Source organism: Chitinophaga sp. YIM B06452, from assembly GCF_039655965.1.
GTDB lineage: Bacteria > Bacteroidota > Bacteroidia > Chitinophagales > Chitinophagaceae > Chitinophaga.
This window is the reverse complement of sequence record NZ_JAWLKY010000001.1, coordinates 145,982-166,741: the sequence shown is the minus strand read 5'-3', so window position 1 is coordinate 166,741 and position 20,760 is coordinate 145,982. Positions and strand designations below refer to the sequence as shown.

Here is a 20,760-nt window from a genome sequence, read left to right as displayed (position 1 = left end):
CTTGGTTATGCCGCGTTATATCCTTCTGATCTTATTTGTTTTATATAGTATTTGTGTTTCTGCTCAGAACAAGCCGGTAAGCAATCCGTCGGTTCCTGCCCCCACCAGAACGCCACGTACGATACCGAACGCATATCAAAATGTTAAGCTCAATTATCTGACGGTATGGGAACCTAATATTCCGCTGACCGATGCCGATATTTCCTCCTTGTCGTCAAGGCCTAACGCTGAAGTTCAGCAGCAAACGTCTTATTTCGACAGGATGGGAAGAGTGGTGCAGTTGGTGAAAAGAGGCTTTACTCCCATGGGAAAGGACATGATTTATCCGAAAGAATATTCGGTTCGAGGCAAAGAAGAGCAACAATATCTTCCTTACCCTTCCTCTACTTATGACGGCGGTTTAAGGAGCGACGCCTTCACGGAGCAGAATACTTATTATACGGGACTCTCGGCGCCAGGCCAGCGGTTTGCCGGCGAAAAGTTTTATTATGCTGAAGAAGAGTTGGAGAATTCGCCATTGCAGAGGAAAGAAAAAGATTTGCCGATAGGGAATAGTTGGATAGGCAGCAACAGAGGGATGGCCACAGCTTATTTATTGAATACTGCAGAAGAGCAAATTATAAAATGGAGTGTTGCTGATCTGGAAGGCAGCATACCGCAGTCTAGCGGTTATTACGGCACTGGGCTCTTAACTAAAACACAAACCACGGACCCGTTGGGTAAGCGGAGTGTTGTGTATCGAGACTTTGAAGGAAATATCATTTTAAGAAAAGAAGAGGCGGGAAGCGGGTCTCTGACCCATGACGGCTGGCTGTGTACCTACTTTGTATATGATGAGACTGGAAGACAGCGGTTTATAATTCCTCCGCTGGCAGTGGAAAAAATAAAATCAACCTGGAGCTTTGCGTCATTTCCCGGTGTTGTAGAGAACTTATGTTTTTACCAGGAGTATGACAATAGGGACAGGGTTATCAGGGACAAGGTGCCTGACAGAGGTTTTGTTGAGAACGTATATGATAACAGGAACAGGCTGGTATTTAAGCAAAATGCAAAGCAACGCCAGGAAGGAATGTGGGAGATTTTGCTTTACGATCAGGTGAACCGGGTGACAATGGAAGGGCTATATCATTCTTCTAAAACGCGGTCACAGCTGCAGTCTGAGATGAACGCTGCGCCTGCTTCTGGAACGATGACCATCAATCACACCATTAACACATATGCGGATCTGGTGATAACTACTAAGCTTCCCCATATCCGCGAATATATAGCATCCAATAGTATCATTTTTAACCCGGAATTTGATTCGGGCACGGATGAGTTTGAAGCGTACATCGATCCTAATCTGAAGATCGTTAATACGAACGTGACTTTTGTCGCCAATAACCCTTTACCAAGCTTGAATCCGGCTGATATTATTCCCCTGACCTATAACTACTATGATAGCTACAATTGGAGTGGAAGCCGGCCTTTTGAAGCGGCATACGCCAATAAGCCGGAAATTGGAAGTAATATTCACAAGGATAATATAATAAAGGCAGACATCGTACCGGGCGCTAAAACAGGAACCCGGGTTCGGGTTTTAGGCTCAGATAAGTGGTTGACGTCCACTGAACATTATGATGGCAAGGGAAGGGTGATTCAGATTATCAGTGACAATATTGAAGGAGGAAAAGATGTAACTACGAAACTCTATGATTTTAGGGACAGGAATATCAGTTCCTATCATTATCATACTTATCCAGGAAGCGCAGTTCCCGAATTAAGGATACTTAAGATCAGCAACCTTGATCACGCGGGGAGGGAGTTAAGCACCATTATGAAATTGAATGACGATCCTGCACTCGAAAGAGTAATTGCTTCCAGCTCTTATTTTGAAAGTGGAGAACTAAGCAATAAATCCCTGGGTGGATTGAGAGATGTAGCGTACGAATATTACCTGAATAACCGGCTTAAAAGCATCAATAGGGCATATATTACTGATGCAGGCACAAGTTCTTTCGGAGAGGAGCTTTATTATGACTATGGATTTACTGTTCCTTTGATAACCGGCGAAATTTCTGGTGTCAAATGGCGTGGCGACGGTCCGGCAAGGGCATATGGTTATAGCTACGATGGCGTTGGTCGTTTAATGAAGGCTGATTTTACCCAGCTCAATGGTTCAGCATGGGAACAGGGCAATGTCAATTTTAGTGTAGGCGGACCAACTGCTAGCGGCAATCATATAAAGTATGATGCAAATGGCAATATTGAAGCTTTGCATCAAAAGGGTCTGAAAGGCACGACATCCGATGATGTTGATTTGTTGCAGTACGTATATTATGACAATAGCAATCGCCTGAAGCGGGTGACTGACAGCAAGAATGATGCGGGATCTTTGCTCGGAGACTTCAAAGAAAAAAATAGCGGTCAGGAAATAGACTACATATTTGACGCAAATGGTAATGTTATCCACGACGCGAATAAAGAAATTTCCAGAATTGTCTACAATGAGATTCATATGCCTGACCAGATTACTTTTTCCGGTAAAGGCAATATTCAATTCAAATATACCGCCGATGGAGCTAAACACCAGAGAATCGTCAATGATCAGAGCAGCGGTACTCCCAAACAGGTGAAACATGACTATATCGCGGGTATGCTGTATGAGAATGGGGTGTTAAGATACATTCCTCACGATGAAGGGAGGATTAGGGTTATTCAAAAGCCAGGATTACCGGTGGCCTTTTGGTATGATTATTTTATTACAGACCATCGGGGTGATGTGAGGATAGTTTATACCGAGCAAAGTGATTTGAGTACATATACGGCCGGAATGGAACCTTCCGCCGCAGCTGTAGAGAACAGCTTGTTTAGCAATATTGATAATACAAGGCAGCAAAAACCCGTTGGGTACCCCGTCAGCGATTCTAAAAATAAGTATGCTGCCCGGCTCAATGCGAAGTTTCCTGACAAGCGTATTGGCCCTGCATTAGTACTGAAGGTAATGGCTGGTGATACAGTTGAAGTAAAAGTAGAGGCTTTTCATAAAACTCAGGCAATAAAACAACAAGATCCTACTGGTCCCGTAGCTGATATGCTAACACCCTTGTTAGCGGTTTTTGCGGGAAATTCCACCTCTGGCGTAGTAAAAGGTGGACAAACGCGCAGGGTTTCTCCATTTAGCCAGGAATTCATCAATAATCATTACCAAAAACTGAAACAAAAGGAATCTGACACTCAGGAGGCCCAGCTACGTCCTAAAGCATACTTGAATTATGTGCTATTCGACGAACAGCTGAACATGGTGGAAAGGAACAGTGGTGTAAAACAGATAAATAGCAGCCCCGATGTGGTACAAGCGCTTTATAATGGTAAAAATGCCATCTCAAGAAATGGTTACTTGTATGTTTACACCAGCAATGAAAGTCCCCAGGATGTATACTTCGACAATCTGATTGTTATTATGAGTACGGGAAGATTGCTGGAAGAAACGCATTATTACCCGTTCGGTCTAACAATGGAAGGCATCAGCTCCAAAGCAGTTACACCTGTTACTTATCCTGAAAATAAACTTCGTTTTAGCGGGAAAGAGCTACAGACAGATGAATTTGGGAATGGGAAAGGCCTTGACTGGTATGATTTCGGCGCAAGGATGTACGATCCTCAATTGGGTAGATGGTTTGCGATAGACGGGGCGAGCAATGAATATAGTAACTTATCTCCCTATCACTTTGCTGATAACAGCCCGATCAAGAATAAGGAGATCGATGGGAATAGGTATTTTCCCCTGGAATGGCCCAAGCCCACAATAAACCCGGAAAAAGAAGTGGCTAAGGCATGGAATGCAAAGTACATGCATCAGCTAAAAATGTCAACACCTGAAGGACAGGCTGAAGAAGTGTACCTTCAACAAAAAAGGAAAGAGCACTTAAAACTATTGGATCGATACCGTTCCGACGTCAGCACCCCGCAACCCGGCATAACGATTAATTCGCCACTAGAGGCTATGGTTATATTGCCTGCGTATTTCATAATAAATGCTGCGCCGATATTAGGTCCGAGTGTGAGACTCTTGGCAGCAACAAGGCATGGCAATAAAAAAGGTATGTTAATAAATGGTGCTTTTGCTATTGCTGATGGCATATCTTTGGTAGGCGGATTGCGATCTTTAGGTAATGTACGGGCGGGCGGAATGCGATTTAATATTCCGGGAATTCGAACTCAAGTTCCCACCATTAAAGGAGTATATATACCCAAAATACCGCTGGCTCAACAGAATGTTGCTGGTTGGGATATTCCATTGCCCAACCCTGCGGCCGGAAGCTACGCACATACAACTTTGGGACAAAGATTGGGGAGTGACGGAATAATATATAGACAATCGGCAACATTTACGGGTGGATCCTGGCCGTTGGCGAATGGGAAGATTGTTCCATGGAGCAGGGTGGATTGGACCGACCATGGCAGGGCGGCAGTTCATCCCAATCCACATCAACATATTTTTAACTGGTCTGGGAAATTTTGGTGGACTGGCGATCCTACACCCTTTCCATAATATCTTAACTTATGGATATTGGATTTGAAATTATGATACCAGTTGAAGCTGGTTTAAAATTATCGGGAGTCAAATTTAAGCAGCCTGCTTATGAATGGGATGGTGTGGAATATCCTCAAGGGCCGGAAGAGGCTGACTTTTATTACATTAAATTGATGAAATTAGATATTCCCAAATACGTGCTATCTCTATTGCCCGATAACCTGAAAAAAACTGAGTGGCAATGTATCACAGTTATTAAAGGGATAAACGAGTTAAAAAAGGAGCTAATGCTTTTGGAAGATGAAACCAAAAAGAAAGGAAATAAATTATTCGAATTGTTAAACATACTTATTGGTAACATGCCTGAATGGTGTATAGTCTTTGATCCTGATTACAATGGTATAAATGAGGTTATAGAAGGTAACATCAACATAGCTTATCAGGAAATTCTAAACTCCTTGCTCATAAATCCAAAAGGGTTTCTTGTATGGAAGAATAAGGATACAGAGGAGACCTCGTACTAATGGAACTACGTTTGCCTGCAAAACGTTCGTTTAGCATTGGGCTGACTCTGTTATAGCCAAGCGATTAACTATACTCAATAAAAAAGGGAAGCATCCGCCTCCCTCTTTTAATTTTTATTCAAAACAAAATCATCTCCTGATAATCCCCCCCGCCAGCACATCATCTCCTTCATAAAACACTGCAGACTGCCCGGGCGCAATGCCTTTCACCTGTTCGTAGAAATGCACTTTCACAGTGCCGTCTTCCTGGTTGTATACATTGGCCAGCGTGCCTTTGTCTTTGTACCGGATCTTTACGACAGATTCCATGCCTTCGGGCAGGTGATCGTATTTCACGAAGTTGAGGCCGCCTGCTTTCATTTCGCTGCGGTTCAGTTCTGCTTCGGCGCCGAGTACCACGGTATTGGTTTCCGGGATGATCTCGGTTACGAACACGGGCCTGCCCAGCGCGATGTCCAGCCCTTTGCGCTGGCCGATAGTGTAGAAGGGGTAGCCTTTGTGTTTGCCTACGATGGTACCGTCTGCCAGCACGAAGTTGCCGCCGTTCACTCTTTCTTCGAGGCCGTCTACCTTCCGTTTCAGGAAACCGCGGTAATCATTGTCCGGCACGAAGCATATCTCGTAGCTTTCTGCTTTTTTGGCCAGTTCGGGGTAACCGAAGTCCATGGCCATCTGGCGGATCTCGGTTTTGCGGTAGCCGCCCAGGGGCAGCAGGGTGCGTTTCACTACGTCCTGGTCCAGGCCCCAGAGCACATAGCTCTGGTCTTTGGTTTCGTCCACGCCTTTGCTGATCACGCCACGGCCGTTTTCCATGCGGAGGCGGGCGTAGTGGCCGGTGGCAATGAAGTCGCAGTCCATCGCGTCCGCCCGCTTCATAAGCGCGCGCCATTTGATGTGCGTGTTGCACAGTACGCATGGGTTGGGCGTGCGGCCCGCGATATATTCGTCCACGAAATTATTAATGACAAAATCCCCGAATTCGTCCCGTATGTCCAGGATGAAGTGCGGGAAACCGTGATGCACGGCGGCGGCACGGGCGTCGTTGAAAGAATCCAGGTTGCAGCAGCCGGTCTCCTTCTTGGAAGGACCGGCGGAAGCGTAATCCCAGGTCTTCATGGTGATGCCCACCACTTCATATCCCTGCTCATGGAGCATCAGGGCAGTGACCGTACTGTCAATCCCCCCGCTCATGGCTACCAGCACTTTTCCATGCTTGCTCATCTGATATTGTTTAACACCCGGATAATCAAAGCCAGGTTCCTATGAATTAAGACCGCAAAATTACTGAAATCCCTTGAAAACAGGGGCACCGGCTTATAGATACTGCCGATAGGGCTATAGCTGAAGGAGTTAGACAGATGTAAAAAAATCTAAATAAGGATAATTTACAACGATTGATATGCGCTATTTGTATAAAATCTTTAGCATTTTATCAAAAAATTGAAACGCTAATTATATATTTATTGGAAATTAGCTATGTTATTTAATAAAACATCTATGCATGCTTCCGAGACTGAATAAGCAACACGTTATGAACAACCCCCAGTGGGGCATTTCACCTGACTATCTGCAATTTCCTGAAAAAATCCTGCAATTTGGTACCGGTGTGCTGCTGCGCGGCCTGGTAGATTTCCTGGTAGACAAAGCGAACAAACAAAACATCTTCAACGGCCGCATCGTAGTGGTAAAATCCACCGACGGCGATGCCGGGGCGTTTGCTACGCAAGACGGACTTTTTACCACGCATATCAAAGGAATTTCCCAGGGACAGCCTGTGGATCAACACGTTATAAATGCTTCTGTTAGCCGTGTTTTGCAATCGAATGCAGAGTGGGAGGCAATACTTGAGGCCGCAGCGCAGCCAAGTCTGGAAGTGATCGTGTCCAATACCACCGAAGTAGGCATTCAATACGTAGAAGAAGATGTAACAGCAGGCGTGCCGGCCTCCTTTCCCGGTAAGCTGCTTGCCATCCTGCATGAACGTTACCGCCGCAAGCTGCCTGGCTTTGTCATCATCCCCACCGAACTGATCGTAGACAATGGCAAGATCCTTAAAGAGATCGTCATCAAACTGGCGGAATATAACAAGATGCCGGAAGGATTCATCCAGTGGATAGGGCAGGGCAACCGCTTCTGCAATTCGCTGGTAGACCGCATTGTGCCCGGCAAACCGAAAACCCTGGCGGAAAGTTGGGAAAAGGCGGGCTACGAGGACGAACTGTGGATCGAAGCAGAGCCTTTCTTGCTCTGGGCCATCGAGGGAGACGCGGGCGTTGCCCAAAAGCTGTCTTTCCACCAGGCGGACGACCGCATGCTCATTGCCCCCAGCATCACACCGTACCGCGAACAGAAACTGCGCCTGCTGAACGGCAGCCATACCGCCGCTGTAACCCTGGGTTATCTCTCCGGGTTGAATACCGTCTACGAATGCATGCAAGACGCCTATATGCGCCGTTTTTTCGAAACCGTGGTGCTGGATGAAATACTGCCCACACTCGAAAACCTGGGCCCCCAGGCGGCCGTTTTTGCCAAAGACGTGCTGGACCGTTTCGCCAATCCGTATATCGAACATAAACTCATCAGCATTACCTTCCAGCAAAGCTCCAAAATGAACGCCCGTAACGTGCAGACCCTGCTCCGTTACCGCGATGCAAAAGGCCTGCTGCCGGAAATGATGATGCTCGGCTTCGCCAGCACCCTGCTGTTCCTCAAACCGGCCAGGGAGCAGAACGGCAAGTTCCAGGGCCAGCGTAAAGACGCTTTTTACGATATTACGGACGACAACGCAGCTATTTTCGCCGCTTACTGGCAATCGGTTGCCAAGGCCGGTTACCCGGAGGTGTCCGCCATGGTGAGAGACATTTGTGCGGACCAGCGCCTCTGGCAAACGGACCTCAACACGCTGCCCGGTTTTGCCGATACCGTTGCTGATCACCTGTTAGGGATGATGCAGAACGGCGTGAAAGAGTACATCACCCATCATTCAAAGGTTCTTTAAGCACGCATTCATGAAAGCATTTCTGTCAGAAGACTTTATACTGCAAACAGATACCGCCCGGAAATTATATTTCGACTACGCGAAGGATATGCCCGTGATCGACTATCACAACCACCTGCCTCCCGATGAAATTGCGGCCAACCGCAGCTTCAGCACCATCACGGAAGCCTGGCTCAAAGGCGATCATTATAAATGGAGGGCCATGCGCGCCAATGGCGTGAATGAAGACCTCATCACCGGTCCTGCTGACGATTTCACCAAGTTCAAGGTATGGGCCGAAACCGTGCCCTACACCATGCGCAACCCGCTCTACCACTGGACGCACATGGAGCTGAAGAATCCTTTCGGCGTCACCGGATTGCTGAACGGTAACAGCGCGGCTAAGATCTATGAAGCCTGCAACGCACAGCTGCCGCAGCTTACCACGCAAACGCTGCTTCAGCATTTTAAGGTAGATACCCTGTGCACTACAGACGATCCCGCCGACCCGCTGGACTATCATATCGCCATCCGCAAGCAGGGCTTCAAAGTGAAGGTGCTGCCCACTTTCAGGCCCGATAAAGCCATGGCGGTGGAAGACCCTGCCGCATTCAACGCTTATATAAAAAAGCTGGGCGCCGCAGCCGGTATTGAAATTAAAAGTTACCAGTCCCTGCTGGACGCGTTAAAAAAACGGCACGACTACTTCCATGAAAATGGCGGCCGTTTATCCGACCACGGGCTGAACTATTTCGTATATGCGGACTTTACAGAGGCCACGCTGGAAGAGGCTTTCCAGTACCTGGCAAAAGGTAAGCATGTGACGGACGAAATTGCCGTGATGTTCAAATCCGCTACCCTGCATCACATTTGCCTCTGGAACCATGAGAAAGGCTGGGTGCAGCAGTTCCATGCAGGCGCCATCCGCAACAACAACTCCCGCCTGCTGAAGCGCCTGGGCGCAGACGCCGGCGTGGATTCCATCGGCGACTGGCCGATGGCCGAAGCCATGAGCCGCTTCTTTGACCGGCTGGACCGCGACGGCAAGCTGGCCAAAACCATCGTATACAACCTGAACCCGGCCTACAACGAAGTGTACGCCACTATGGCAGGCAATTTCCAGGACGGCAGCGTAGCCGGCAAAATGCAGTTCGGCTCCGGCTGGTGGTTCCTGGACCAGAAAGACGGCATGGAAAAACAAATGAACGCGCTCAGCAACATGGGCCTGCTCAGCCGTTTCGTGGGCATGCTCACCGATTCGCGGAGCTTCCTCTCTTTCCCGAGACATGAGTATTTCAGGAGAATATTATGTAATTTGATCGGCAACGATGTGGAGAACGGCGAACTGCCCGGTGATGTACCATGGTTAGGGAAAATGGTACAGGATATTTGCTATAACAATGCCAAAGCCTATTTTAATTTCTGATGCAACCGGTATCTGTAATCACTTTTGGAGAAATATTATTAAGACTGAGCCCTGAATGGGCGCAGCAGCGCGCCGCGCTGTTCGTAGGCGGGGCGGAAGCCAATGTGGCGGCCTCTTTGGCGATATGGGGCAATAGAGTAGCCTATATCAGCAAAACGCCGGAGAACGGTCTCAGCCGCCAGGTGCTGGCGCAGTTGCAAGCCGTTGGTGTGCAGACAGACAGGATGCTCTGGGGCGGCGACCGCATCGGCGCTTATTATCTCGCGCAGGGCTCGGACCTGAAACATGCGGAAGTCGTGTACGACCGCAAATATTCCAGCTTCTCAGAGATCAAGCCGGGCACCGTGGATTGGGATGCATTGCTCGGCGATGCCCAATGGTTCCACTGGAGCGCTATTTCACCCGCATTAAATCCTGACGCGGTGATCATCTGCAAAGAAGTGTTGGAAGCGGCTACCCGCAAGGGGATGACCATCTCCACGGACCTCAACTATCGGAGCAAGCTGTGGCAGTACGGCCGCAGCCCGCTGGAAATAATGCCTGAGCTCACCCAATACTGCCATGTGATCATGGGCAACATCTGGGCGGCGAATATGATGCTGGGCACACCCTTGAACCAGGAGAAGATCGCCGCCGATACAAAGGAGTCATACCTGGAAGCAGCGAAAGAATCTGCAGCCGCCATCATCCAGCAATTTCCAAAATGCGACAGGGTGGCTTTTACCTTCCGGTTCTCGGCCGCGCCCACGCATAATTTATATTACGCCGTGTATTACACGGGTGGCCAGCTGTACGTGAGCAGGCAGTTTGAGACGAATGAAGTGGTAGACCGTGTGGGCAGCGGAGACAGCTTTATGGCAGGTCTTATCCATGCGAACCTGAACGGGTTCGACCCCCAGGATACTATTTCCTATGCCGCTGCAGCAGCCTATTCCAAGCTGTTCCGCGCCGGCGATTTTAACCTGACGGAGAAAGAATCGATCACACAATTGATGTAAAGAAAATGAGACCACATCCAGATACGATCATTGCAGCATTTGAGGCCACGAAAGTAGTGCCGGTATTTTACCATGAAGACCCCGCGGTATGCGTGGAAGTGATGAAAGCCTGCTACGAAGGCGGCATCCGTGTGTTTGAATTTACCAACAGGGGAGAGCATGCCCGTCATAATTTCGCCGAACTGCGCGACGTAAAGACCGCTTCCATGCCCGATTTGCACCTTGGCATCGGCACGATCAAAAACGCTGCGGACGCCAAAGCTTACACGGATATGGGCGCCGACTTTATTGTATGCCCCGTGGTGGATCCTGAAACCGCGGCGTATTGCCATGAACAAAATATCCTGTGGGTACCCGGCTGCATGACGCCAACCGAAATTTCCATTGCAGAGAAGAACGGCGCGCAGCTGGTGAAGCTGTTTCCCGGCAGCTCGCTCGGCCCGGCTTTCGTAAAAGCGATCAAACCTTTGTTCCCCTCGCTCCGCTTTATGCCAACCGGGGGAGTGGAACCTGAGAAAGATAACCTGCAGCAATGGTTCGATGCAGGGGTGATATGCGTGGGCATGGGATCCAATCTCATCTCCAAAAATGCCATTGAAAAGCAGGACTGGAAAGGCTTGAGTGCTAAAATAAAGCAAACGTTTGCATATATTGCGGCATTACAGTAATTTGTCGTAACAATTCGATTTATCCTAAACAATCAACTAATGAATTCCACCGTAATTGGCCGGTACCGCTGGCGCATCTGTGCACTACTTTTCTTTGCAACAACCATCAACTACATAGACCGGCAGGTAATCGGTATCCTGAAACCAATACTGGAACAGGAATTTCATTGGACGGAAACGCAGTATGGCGAGATCGTAATGGTGTTTTCTGCTTGTTACGCTTTTGGCTTGCTCATATTTGGACGTTTTGTAGATAAAGTTGGCACTAAAGTAGGTTACACAGTGTCCATTGTAGTATGGAGCATTGCGGCAGTTGCACATGCATTTGCAAAATCTACTTTCGGTTTTGCTGCCGCACGCGCTATATTGGGTCTGGGTGAGGCGGGCAACTTCCCGGTGGCTATCAAGTCGGTGGCTGAATGGTTTCCCAAAAAAGAACGTGCCCTGGCTACAGGTATTTTCAACTCCGGCGCCAACATCGGCGCGGTGGCGGCACCGGCGGTAGTTCCGTGGCTGGCGGCCGATTACGGCTGGCAGGAAGCCTTTATCTGGACCGGTGTTGTAGGCTTTGTGTGGCTGGTATTCTGGATCGTGATGTATGAAATTCCCGCCCGCCATAAAAAGATCACCAAAGCGGAATACGATTATATCCATAGCGACAACGTGGATGAGTCCGGTTCCAAACGTAAAGTTCCCTGGCTGAAACTGTTCGGTATCCGCCAAACATGGGCCTTCGTGTTCGGTAAATTGCTGACGGACCCTATCTGGTGGTTCTTCCTCTTCTGGCTGCCTTCTTATTTCTCCACTACTTTCAACCTGAACATGAAGAGCCTGGGCCTGCCCCTGATCATTGTGTATACGGCCACTACCGTGGGAAGCATCGGCGGGGGATACCTTTCCAGCTATTTCATCAAACGCGGAATGCCTGTGTTCAAGGCGCGTAAAACAGCCATGTTCATTTTCGCCATCTGCGTACTGCCTATTATGACCGCTCCTTTTGCCACGAACATGTGGGTAGCTGTAGCGCTCATCAGCTTAGCAGCTGCGGCGCACCAGGCCTGGTCTGCCAACATTTTCACCACTGCGTCAGACATGTTCCCGAAGTTTGCGCTCAGTTCTGTGGTAGGTATCGGCGGTATGGCCGGTTCTATCGGCGGCATGCTGTTCCCGCTGCTGGTGGGGGCGCTGCTGGATCATTACAAAGCATTAGGCAATATAGGCACTGGTTACAGCATCCTGTTCGTGATCTGCGGCTGTGCTTACCTGCTGGCCTGGGGCGCGATGCACCTGTTTGCACCGCGAATGGAACAGGTGGAGATTCCTGAAGAAGCATAATTTTATCCAGTGCATATTAAAAACGGGCTGCGTCGTTAGACGCAGCCCGTTTCATTTAGCCGATGTTGACTAGCAAAGCATCGTCATTGCGGGGAGCTGCAAGGAATTCTGTACGGCAGGAAACGCGACGAAGCAATCTCCAAACTGAATATATCAAGACAATGCAAGAGATTGCTTCGTCGCCCCCCGCTTTGGCTCTGCTGCTCCTCGCAATGACGGGGCTTTTGCACAAAAGGGGGGCATTTTTACAAGCTCACCCCGCGTTTCCAGGGAATAAAGTCATCCTGGTGCAGCTCTTCCGCTTTGGTGCGGATCTCGCCGCTGGCTACTTTCACTACATAATCGAGAATATCTTCGCCCATTTGCTCAATGGTCTTCTGCCCGCTGATGATGCTGCCGGTGTCTATATCAATGATATCGGGCATGCGCTGCGCGAGGCGCGAATTGGTGGAGAGCTTCACCACAGGCGCGATGGGGTTGCCGGTAGGCGTGCCCAGGCCGGTGGTGAACAATACCACCGAAGCGCCGGAACCCACTTCCGCGGAGGTGGACTCTACATCGTTGCCCGGTGTGCAGAGCAGGTTGAGACCGGGTTTGGTAACATATTCTGTATAATCCAGCACGTCCCTCACGGGGGAGGTGCCGCCTTTTTTGGCTGCGCCGGCGGATTTGATCGCGTCGGTGATGAGACCGTCCTTGATGTTGCCGGGGGAAGGGTTCATATGAAAACCGGAACCCACCATCTGCGCCTGGCTTTCGTAGGCCCGCATGATGGTGATGAACTTATCCGCCGTAGTATCGTCTTCACAACGGTTGATCAGTTCCTGCTCCACGCCGCAAAGCTCGGGGAACTCGGAAAGAATGGTGGTGCCGCCGAGCGCCACCAGCAGGTCGGAAGTGTGCCCGATAGCAGGGTTGGCGGAAATGCCGGAGAACCCGTCGGAGCCGCCGCATTCCAATCCAATCACCACTTTGGAAAGCGGGGCAGGCCTGCGTTCCAGCTTATTGGCTTCCACCAGCGCCAGGAAAGTATCCTTGATGGCGTTGGATAACATGTTGAATTCGGAACCGCTGGTCTGCTGTTCGTATACCAATACCGGCTTGGAGAAATTAGGGTTGAGCTTTTTGAGCGATGCCTGCAGGATGGAAACCTGCGCGTGCTGGCAACCAAGGCTCAGCACGGTAGCGCCCGCCACGTTGGGGTGATGGATGTAACCGGCCAGCAGCGCGCAAAGCGCATCGGAATCCTGGCGGGTGCCGCCGCATCCGCCTTCATGGATGAGGAACTTCACCCCGTCGATATTCGGGAATACAGGGTGGCGTTTCGCGGTTTTGGCCGCTTCTTCTGCTTTGTAATCCTTGATGGCATCAAGGTTGCCGCTTTTGTAAAGGTTCACCAGGTCCGCCACCTGCTCGTTGTACACCTCGGTGGGAGCGAAGCCCAGCCCTTTTTCGAAAGCCGTTTTGATGACGCCCACATTCCTGTTCTCACAAAATACCATGGGGATCACCAGCCAGTAATTGCGGGTACCCACCTGGCCGTCTTCCCGGTGGTAGCCGGAAAAGGTCTTGCCCTGCCAGCGGCTCACATCAGGCCGGAGCCATTCCATGCTGCCGTCTTTCTCATGGAAAGCGCTGGCATCGTGCTGAAGGTTCTTTACCGTAATGGGTTCGCCTTCCTGGATAGCCGTAACGGCCTTGCCCACCAGCACGCCGTACATCAGCACGGGATCTCCGGGGTTGAGCGGTTTGAGGGGGAATTTATGTTTAGCGGGAACGTTCTGCTTCAATTGAATTGTTGAGCCATTAAACTGAATTTGCTGCCCTGCCGGTAGATCCTGTAAAGCCACCAGCACATTGTCTTTCGGATGAATCTGAAGATACGTGTTCATGATCTGCAAAATAGCGCATTTCGCGACGCCGCGTTAATACTAAAATCTGTTTTTTTGATTGGATATTAACCTGCCCCAAAGGTACGGAAGTGCCGGGGGAAAACCCGCCGGGAGCCCCCGGTACTACTGATATCAGGCTGTTCTATAGCAATTTTATGCAAACGTTTGCATTTTTCGGGGATTCGTATTACCTTTCATCCTGGTAGCGGGTTACCTTTGGTGATACTTTACCAGCTCATTTTAAAATCCACATTTTGATGAACACGTCTATAGAAACTCGATACGCCAGCAGCCCGCAGGAAGCGAAAGCCTGGAACACCACTCAGGCCAGGGAGGCCCTGCTCATCACGCCTCTTTTTGCAGAGGACCAGGTGAAACTGGTATACAGCCACTACGACCGCTTTATCACCGGCGGTATTATGCCCGTGAAGCAGTCCGTAAAGCTGGAAACCGTGGATCCGCTGAAAGCAGCTTTTTTCCTGGAACGCCGCGAACTCGGCATCATTAACACCGGCGGCGCGGGCTCGGTAAGTGTAGACGGAGAGATTTTTGAACTGGGATTTAAGGAAGCGCTTTATATCGGCAAAGGAAAACAGGAAGTGATCTTTTCAAGCAGGAACGGCGCAGAGCCGGCTCGCTTCTACCTGAACTCCACGCCCGCCCATATGACATATCCCACCCGCCGCATCACCCGCGCTGAAGCAGACGTGGTAACGCTGGGCGCGCAGGAAACAGCCAACCACCGCACTATCAACAAACTGCTGGTGAACTCCGTTCTGCCTACCTGTCAATTGCAGATGGGTATGACGGAACTGAAGCCCGGCAATACCTGGAACACCATGCCCGCGCACACGCACGACCGCCGCATGGAAGTGTATTTCTACTTTGAAGTGCCGCAGGGCCAGGCTGTATGCCACTTCTGGGGCCAGCCGCAGGAAACGCGCCATATCTGGATGCAGAACAACGAAGCGGTCATTTCACCGCCATGGTCCATCCACTCCGGCGCAGGTACCAGCAATTATACCTTCATATGGGGTATGGCCGGCGAAAACCTGGACTACGGCGACATGGACCACTGCGCCATTCCCGACCTGCGGTAATAAATTCCCCGGGGAACACAGCCGTGCTAACGGTAACGTATATACTGAAATAACTGATACTCAGACCCATGAAGAAATTCACTCAATGGTGCATATGCTCCTGCATATCACTGGGCACGGCATTTTCCGCCAGCGCCCAGGCCCGCCTTCTTCCCGATTCCATCATGGCTTCCATGAAAAGGGTGGCCGCCTGGCAGTTCCGCCACCTGGAACGTGAAGGGTGGGAGCATCCGAAAACGGACTGGACCAACGGCGCGCTCTATGCCGGCGTGTATGCATTTGCAGAGCTGGCCAACGATCAGCAATACTTCCGGCAGCTGATCAACATCGCGGATCAGAACAACTGGGACGCAGGCCGCCGCCGCTTTTTCGCGGACGATTATTGTGTGGGGCAAACCTATTCGCAGCTGTACAATGTTTACGGCGAAGATCATATGATCCGCCGCTGGCGCACGCTGGCAGACAGCATCGTAGCCCAGCCGCATACGGAAAGCCTGGAATGGAAGAACAACATCCACAACCGCGAATGGGCCTGGTGCGATGCGCTCTTCATGGGCCCCACCGCGATGGCTTACCTTTCCACTGCCACCGGCGACCCGAAGTATTTGCAAACCGCCATCAAACTGTGGTGGAAAACATCGGATTACCTCTACAGCAAAGAACATAAACTTTATTTCCGCGACGGCCGCTACTTCGACCAGAAAGAGAAGAACGGCCAGCCTGTGTTCTGGAGCCGCGGCAATGGCTGGGTAATGGGCGGATTAGTGCGCATGATGAATAACATTAAGCCGGGAGACCCTGCCCGTGCGGCTTTTGAGCAACAGTTCAAAGAAATGGCGGCCAAAGTGGCTTCCCTTCAAAATGCAGACGGCACCTGGCATGCGGCCTTGCTGGACCAGGAGAGTTATCCCGCTAAAGAAACCAGCGGCACCGGGTTTTTCCTGTACGCTATCAGCTGGGGCATCAACAATGGGCTTTTGCCAAAGGAAACTTACCGCCCGGTGCTGGTGAAAGGCTGGGCAGCCCTGCAGTCCTGCGTACAGCCGAACGGCAAACTCGGCTATGTGCAGATGATCGCCGCAGCGCCGGGCACCGCTACGGCAGACGATACCGAGGTATACGGCGTAGGCGCCTACCTGCTGGCGGGTTCGGAGCTGGTAAAGCTCAGCCTGAAAGAACAGGTATGGCCCGTTACCATTGAATTATACAATCCCGCCGGTGCTCCCGCAGGGCTGGTGGAACTGGACTATAAAGAACTGGCCGGTAAGTGGAAACCTTTGCGCAGGGGGCCTTTCAAGATAACCAATACGATCACCGGGGAAGAATATCCTTACCAGTTATTGTACGAAGGCGGCAAAGAACCGGTGAAGATACTCGTGGATGCCCCGCTGGCAGCGGGCGGCAGGGTGATGGCCACGCTGGAGGAAGGCTTGCCTGAACCTGTTGTGAAGAAAACTTACGGCCGCTATGTGCCGGAAAGGAAAGACGATTTTGCCTGGGAGAACGATCGCGTGGCCTTCCGCATGTATGGCCGGGCGCTGGAAGCCACCCCGAAAGAAATGGCCTATGGCGTTGACTTCTGGAACAAACGCACCGGCAACCTTGTGATAGACAAATGGTACAAACGTACCAATTATCATAAAGACGATGGTGATGGCCTGGATTATTATCATGTTGGCCTTATGCTGGGCGCTGGCGGCATTGCGCCGTATGTGGCAGACAGCATCTGGCATTCCAGGAACTACACCCGCCACCGGATCATAGACAGCGGCGCGCTGCGCACTACTTTCGAGCTTGGGTACGAACCCTGGAACGTGAACGGCAGGCAGGTGAGCGTCACCAAAACCGTATCCATCGACGCGCATGCCCAGCTCAGCAAAATGGAGATCCGCTATTCGGATACGCTGCCGGTGGCCATCGGCATCAGCAAACGCAAAGAAGCCGGCACCATCTGGCTGGATGAGAAAACCGGCGTGATGGGCTACTGGGAACCGCGCCACGGCGAGGACGGCACCACCGGCATCGGTTGCGTGATGCTGAACCCCGTAAAAGAAATGAAAGTGGAGAAAGGCCACCTGCTGGCCGTTTCCGCAACGGATAAAAACAAATCTGTAACTTACTACACAGGGGGAGCCTGGGATAAGGCCGGCGTTATTACCGGCGCAGACGAATGGTTTACCTATCTCCGGCAGCAGGCGGCGCGCCTGGCCAGGCCTGTGAGGGTTAAAATTTACAAGTAAAAAAATGATCCGCACAATGAGCGTACTCGATCTTTTCAGCCTGAAAGGCAAAACCGCGCTGGTCACCGGGTGTAAAAGAGGCATCGGCAAAGCCATGGCAGTGGCCCTGGCAGAGGCCGGCGCCGACATCATCGGCGTATCGGCCTCCCTCGAACTGAACGGCAGCGACGTAGAAAAAGCGGTGCTGGCCACCGGCCGCCGCTTTAAAGCTTACCAATGCGATTTTGGGAAGCGCGAAGCATTGTATAATTTTATCGGAACGGTCCAAAAGGATTTTCCGGTGATAGATATTCTCGTGAACAATGCAGGCACTATCATGCGCAAACCCGCCGCAGAGCACCCGGACGAATACTGGGATGAAGTGATCGCCATCAACCAGACGGCCCAGTTCATCCTCACCCGGGAGATCGGCAAAGGAATGCTGGAACGCGGGAAGGGGAAAGTGATATTCACCGCATCGCTGCTTACTTTCCAGGGCGGCATCAACGTGCCGGGTTACGCGGCCAGCAAGGGCGCTGTAGGACAGCTTACCAAAGCTTTCGCCAACGAATGGGCTTCCCGCGGCGTGAACGTGAATGCCATTGCGCCGGGTTATATTTCCACGGATAACACCGCCGCATTGCGTGCCGATGAAAAACGCAGCCAGGGCATCCTGGAGCGCATCCCTGCCGCACGCTGGGGCGAGCCGGAAGATTTTACAGGACCGGTCGTATTTCTGGCCTCTGATGCATCCGGCTATATGCATGGCACCGTAATGACGGTAGACGGCGGCTGGATGGGCAGGTAAACTTAACTAACGAATATGTCTGTACGTTCTGAGAAAACAATCGTAGATATCGCGGAAGAGCTGAAACTCTCCGTGTCTACCGTATCCCGTGCCCTGAATGACCACCCTAACATCAGCGCCAAAACGAAGGACAGGGTAAAGAAGATGGCCCGCAAGCTGGGGTACCGCCCCAATGCTATGGCCGCCGGTTTGCGTAACAACAAGAGCAAGACCATCGGCCTCATCGTGCCGCGTATCTCCATGTTCTACCCCGCCGCCATCAGCACCATCATCCAGAATAAACTGATGGAGTACGGGTATAACCTCATCATCTGCCAAAGCAACGATTCCCTCGAACAGGAGATAGCCCTGGCCAATACCCTTTACTCCGCGCGCGTAGACGGGCTGGCGGTTTCAGCCACATTGTACACCACCGATTTTTCTCATTTCGATATATTCAAACAACAAAACATCCCCATCGTTTTCTTTGACCGCGTTCCCAACAAAGACTACAACGTGAAAGTGATCAAAGGCGACGATTTCCTGGGAGGCCTGCTTGCCACGGAACACCTGGTGGAACAGGGCTGCAAGGACATTGTGCACATATCAGGCCCGCTCACCTGCAACCTCTACAAGGAAAGGTTGGCGGGCTACAAGGAAGGCCTGCAAAGGCACAAGCGGCCTTACAACAAATCGCGCGTGTTCTTCCACGAGCTCACCCGGGAGAACGCATGGGCCACCGCGGAGAAGATATTTTCCCAGAAGCCCATCCCCGACGGGATCTTTGCCACCAATGATACCACGGCCATCACCCTGCTGGAATACTGCCGCAAGAACGGCATCAAAGTGCCGGAAGACTGCAAGATCGTAGGTTATTCCAACGACCCGCGCACGGAGATCGTAACGCCGGCCATCACGTCTGTGGACCAATACCCCACCACCATGGGCGAAAGGGTGGTAGCGGCGCTGATGGACCTGATACAAGCCAAACATCCGCCGGCATACCGGCATTCACAGGAAATAGTGCCGATACAGCTGGTGACGAGGGAAAGCTCCGCGGGAGCTTCCAAAAAGAAAAAATGATCCACATTATGAAGAAAATTGTCTTTTTATTACTCGCCTGCGGCACTTTCCACGCGCAGGCGCAGACGAAGCTGTCTGTAAAACAGATGAAAGCGCTGGCAGACGAAAGCCTCCAATTCTCTGCAAAGCAATACAGGCACATGATGCAATCGCTGCCGGATTCTCTTTTCCCCCGCTCCGCTAATAAAGACGGCAGCCTTATGACGGCGAAGTACAACTGGTGGACCGCAGGTTTTTATCCCGGCAGCTGCTGGTATCTTTACGAATTCACGAAGGACCCCGCATTTAAGCAGGAAGCCCTCAAGCGCCAGCAATACCTGCTGCCGGACCAATACCGCACCAACACGCACGACCTCGGGTTCCTGATGTATTGCAGCTTCGGCAACGAGCTGAGGCTGGAAGGCACGCCAGGCGCGAAAGATATACTTATGACCAGCTCGCGCTCGCTCATTCAGCGCTACAAGCCCACCATCGGCGCCATCCGCAGCTGGGACCATACCGGCTGGAAATGTCCCGTGATCATAGACAATATGATGAACCTGGAAATGCTTTGCTGGGCGACAAAAAACAGCGGTGACAGCATGTTTTACAAGATCGCGGTGAACCATGCGAACACCACGATGAAAAATCATTTCCGCGACGACTACAGCTCTTACCACGTCATCGACTACGATACCATTAGCGGCCAGGTGTTCGCCAAAAAGACCCACCAGGGCCATTCCGACGCTTCCGCATGGAGCCGCGGCCAGGCCTGGGGCCTGTACGGCTATACCATGATGTACCGCGAAACGAAAGACAAAAAATACCTGGACCAGGCGCGCCATATCGCCGATTACATGCTAAATCATCCACACATGCCGAAAGACCTGGTGCCGTACTACGACTACGATGCGCCGGAAATCCCCAACGCCATCCGCGACGCGTCCGCCGCTGCTGTGATGGCTTCCGCGCTGCTGGAGCTGAGCCGCTACACCGGCAAAGCAGAAAGCAAACGTTACTGGAATGCAGGTGCCGACGCACTGGCGAGCCTCGCAGGCCCGGCTTACCGCGCCAAAGAAGGAGAGAACAACAACTTCATTCTCATGCACAGCACCGGCTCTATGCCCGGCAAATCCGAGATTGACGTGCCTCTATCTTATGCCGACTATTACTTCATCGAAGGCCTGCTCCGCTACAAACAATGGGCAGGCAAATAATTTTAATGGGATTTTAATAATCCCGGTTTGACCTTTATT

General features: G+C 51.2%; 14 protein-coding genes. 12 read left to right on the top strand and 2 right to left on the bottom strand.

Annotated features, from left to right (window positions below; genetic code table 11):
* The first annotated feature begins 7 nt into the window (after nt 1–7).
* Both R3I13_RS00605 and R3I13_RS00600 read left to right on the top strand, forming a co-directional pair.
* The gene (locus R3I13_RS00605) at nt 8–4,534 is read left to right on the top strand and encodes a DUF6443 domain-containing protein (protein ID WP_346315963.1); all 4,527 of its coding nucleotides are present in this window, start codon (nt 8–10) and stop codon (nt 4,532–4,534) included.
* An 11-nt stretch (nt 4,535–4,545) separates the two neighbouring features.
* Nucleotides 4,546–5,040: a hypothetical protein gene (locus R3I13_RS00600; RefSeq protein ID WP_346315962.1), complete on the top strand. Its 495-nt coding sequence runs from the start codon at nt 4,546–4,548 to the stop codon at nt 5,038–5,040.
* A gap of 129 nt (nt 5,041–5,169) precedes the next feature.
* Here R3I13_RS00600 and mnmA read toward each other — a convergent pair whose 3' ends face one another.
* Nucleotides 5,170–6,261 carry a tRNA 2-thiouridine(34) synthase MnmA gene (gene mnmA / locus R3I13_RS00595; protein WP_346315961.1) on the bottom strand — a complete coding sequence of 364 codons (1,092 nt, stop codon included), beginning with the start codon at nt 6,259–6,261 and terminating at the stop codon, nt 5,170–5,172.
* Between the two features lie 310 nt (nt 6,262–6,571).
* On the opposite strand from mnmA, the gene R3I13_RS00590 reads away from it, so the two are divergent.
* From R3I13_RS00590 to R3I13_RS00570, 5 genes are read left to right on the top strand one after another with little or no spacing between them, the layout of a single operon-like run.
* Complete coding sequence (locus R3I13_RS00590) at nt 6,572–8,038, top strand: tagaturonate reductase (RefSeq protein ID WP_346315960.1); 1,467 nt, start codon at nt 6,572–6,574, stop codon at nt 8,036–8,038.
* 10 nt (nt 8,039–8,048) lie between these two features.
* Nucleotides 8,049–9,443: a glucuronate isomerase gene (uxaC, locus tag R3I13_RS00585; RefSeq protein WP_346315959.1), complete on the top strand. Its 1,395-nt coding sequence runs from the start codon at nt 8,049–8,051 to the stop codon at nt 9,441–9,443.
* Nucleotides 9,443–10,441: a sugar kinase gene (locus tag R3I13_RS00580; RefSeq protein WP_346315958.1), complete on the top strand. Its 999-nt coding sequence runs from the start codon at nt 9,443–9,445 to the stop codon at nt 10,439–10,441. Before uxaC ends, R3I13_RS00580 begins: the two co-directional genes overlap by 1 nt.
* A gap of 5 nt (nt 10,442–10,446) precedes the next feature.
* Nucleotides 10,447–11,109, top strand: a complete 663-nt coding sequence (gene eda / locus R3I13_RS00575; RefSeq protein ID WP_346315957.1) for a bifunctional 4-hydroxy-2-oxoglutarate aldolase/2-dehydro-3-deoxy-phosphogluconate aldolase — start codon at nt 10,447–10,449, stop codon at nt 11,107–11,109.
* 39 nt (nt 11,110–11,148) lie between these two features.
* Nucleotides 11,149–12,444, top strand: a complete 1,296-nt coding sequence (locus tag R3I13_RS00570; RefSeq protein WP_346315956.1) for an MFS transporter — start codon at nt 11,149–11,151, stop codon at nt 12,442–12,444.
* A 245-nt stretch (nt 12,445–12,689) separates the two neighbouring features.
* Here the strand turns inward: R3I13_RS00570 and R3I13_RS00565 are convergent, their stop codons facing one another.
* Entirely contained in the window at nt 12,690–14,336 is a 1,647-nt protein-coding gene (locus R3I13_RS00565; RefSeq protein ID WP_346315955.1) for an altronate dehydratase family protein, read from the bottom strand.
* 257 nt (nt 14,337–14,593) lie between these two features.
* Between R3I13_RS00565 and kduI the strand changes: the two genes are divergently transcribed.
* From kduI to R3I13_RS00540, 5 genes are all read left to right on the top strand, one after another.
* Nucleotides 14,594–15,436: a 5-dehydro-4-deoxy-D-glucuronate isomerase gene (gene kduI, locus R3I13_RS00560; protein WP_346315954.1), complete on the top strand. Its 843-nt coding sequence runs from the start codon at nt 14,594–14,596 to the stop codon at nt 15,434–15,436.
* A gap of 68 nt (nt 15,437–15,504) precedes the next feature.
* Nucleotides 15,505–17,676: a glycoside hydrolase family 88 protein gene (locus R3I13_RS00555; RefSeq protein ID WP_346315953.1), complete on the top strand. Its 2,172-nt coding sequence runs from the start codon at nt 15,505–15,507 to the stop codon at nt 17,674–17,676.
* A 4-nt stretch (nt 17,677–17,680) separates the two neighbouring features.
* Nucleotides 17,681–18,463: an SDR family NAD(P)-dependent oxidoreductase gene (locus R3I13_RS00550; protein WP_346315952.1), complete on the top strand. Its 783-nt coding sequence runs from the start codon at nt 17,681–17,683 to the stop codon at nt 18,461–18,463.
* 15 nt (nt 18,464–18,478) lie between these two features.
* Nucleotides 18,479–19,525: a LacI family DNA-binding transcriptional regulator gene (locus R3I13_RS00545; RefSeq protein ID WP_346315951.1), complete on the top strand. Its 1,047-nt coding sequence runs from the start codon at nt 18,479–18,481 to the stop codon at nt 19,523–19,525.
* An 8-nt stretch (nt 19,526–19,533) separates the two neighbouring features.
* Nucleotides 19,534–20,721 (top strand): glucuronyl hydrolase, encoded by a 1,188-nt coding sequence (locus R3I13_RS00540; protein ID WP_346315950.1) that lies wholly within the window; start codon nt 19,534–19,536, stop codon nt 20,719–20,721.
* Nucleotides 20,722–20,760 lie beyond the last annotated feature (39 nt).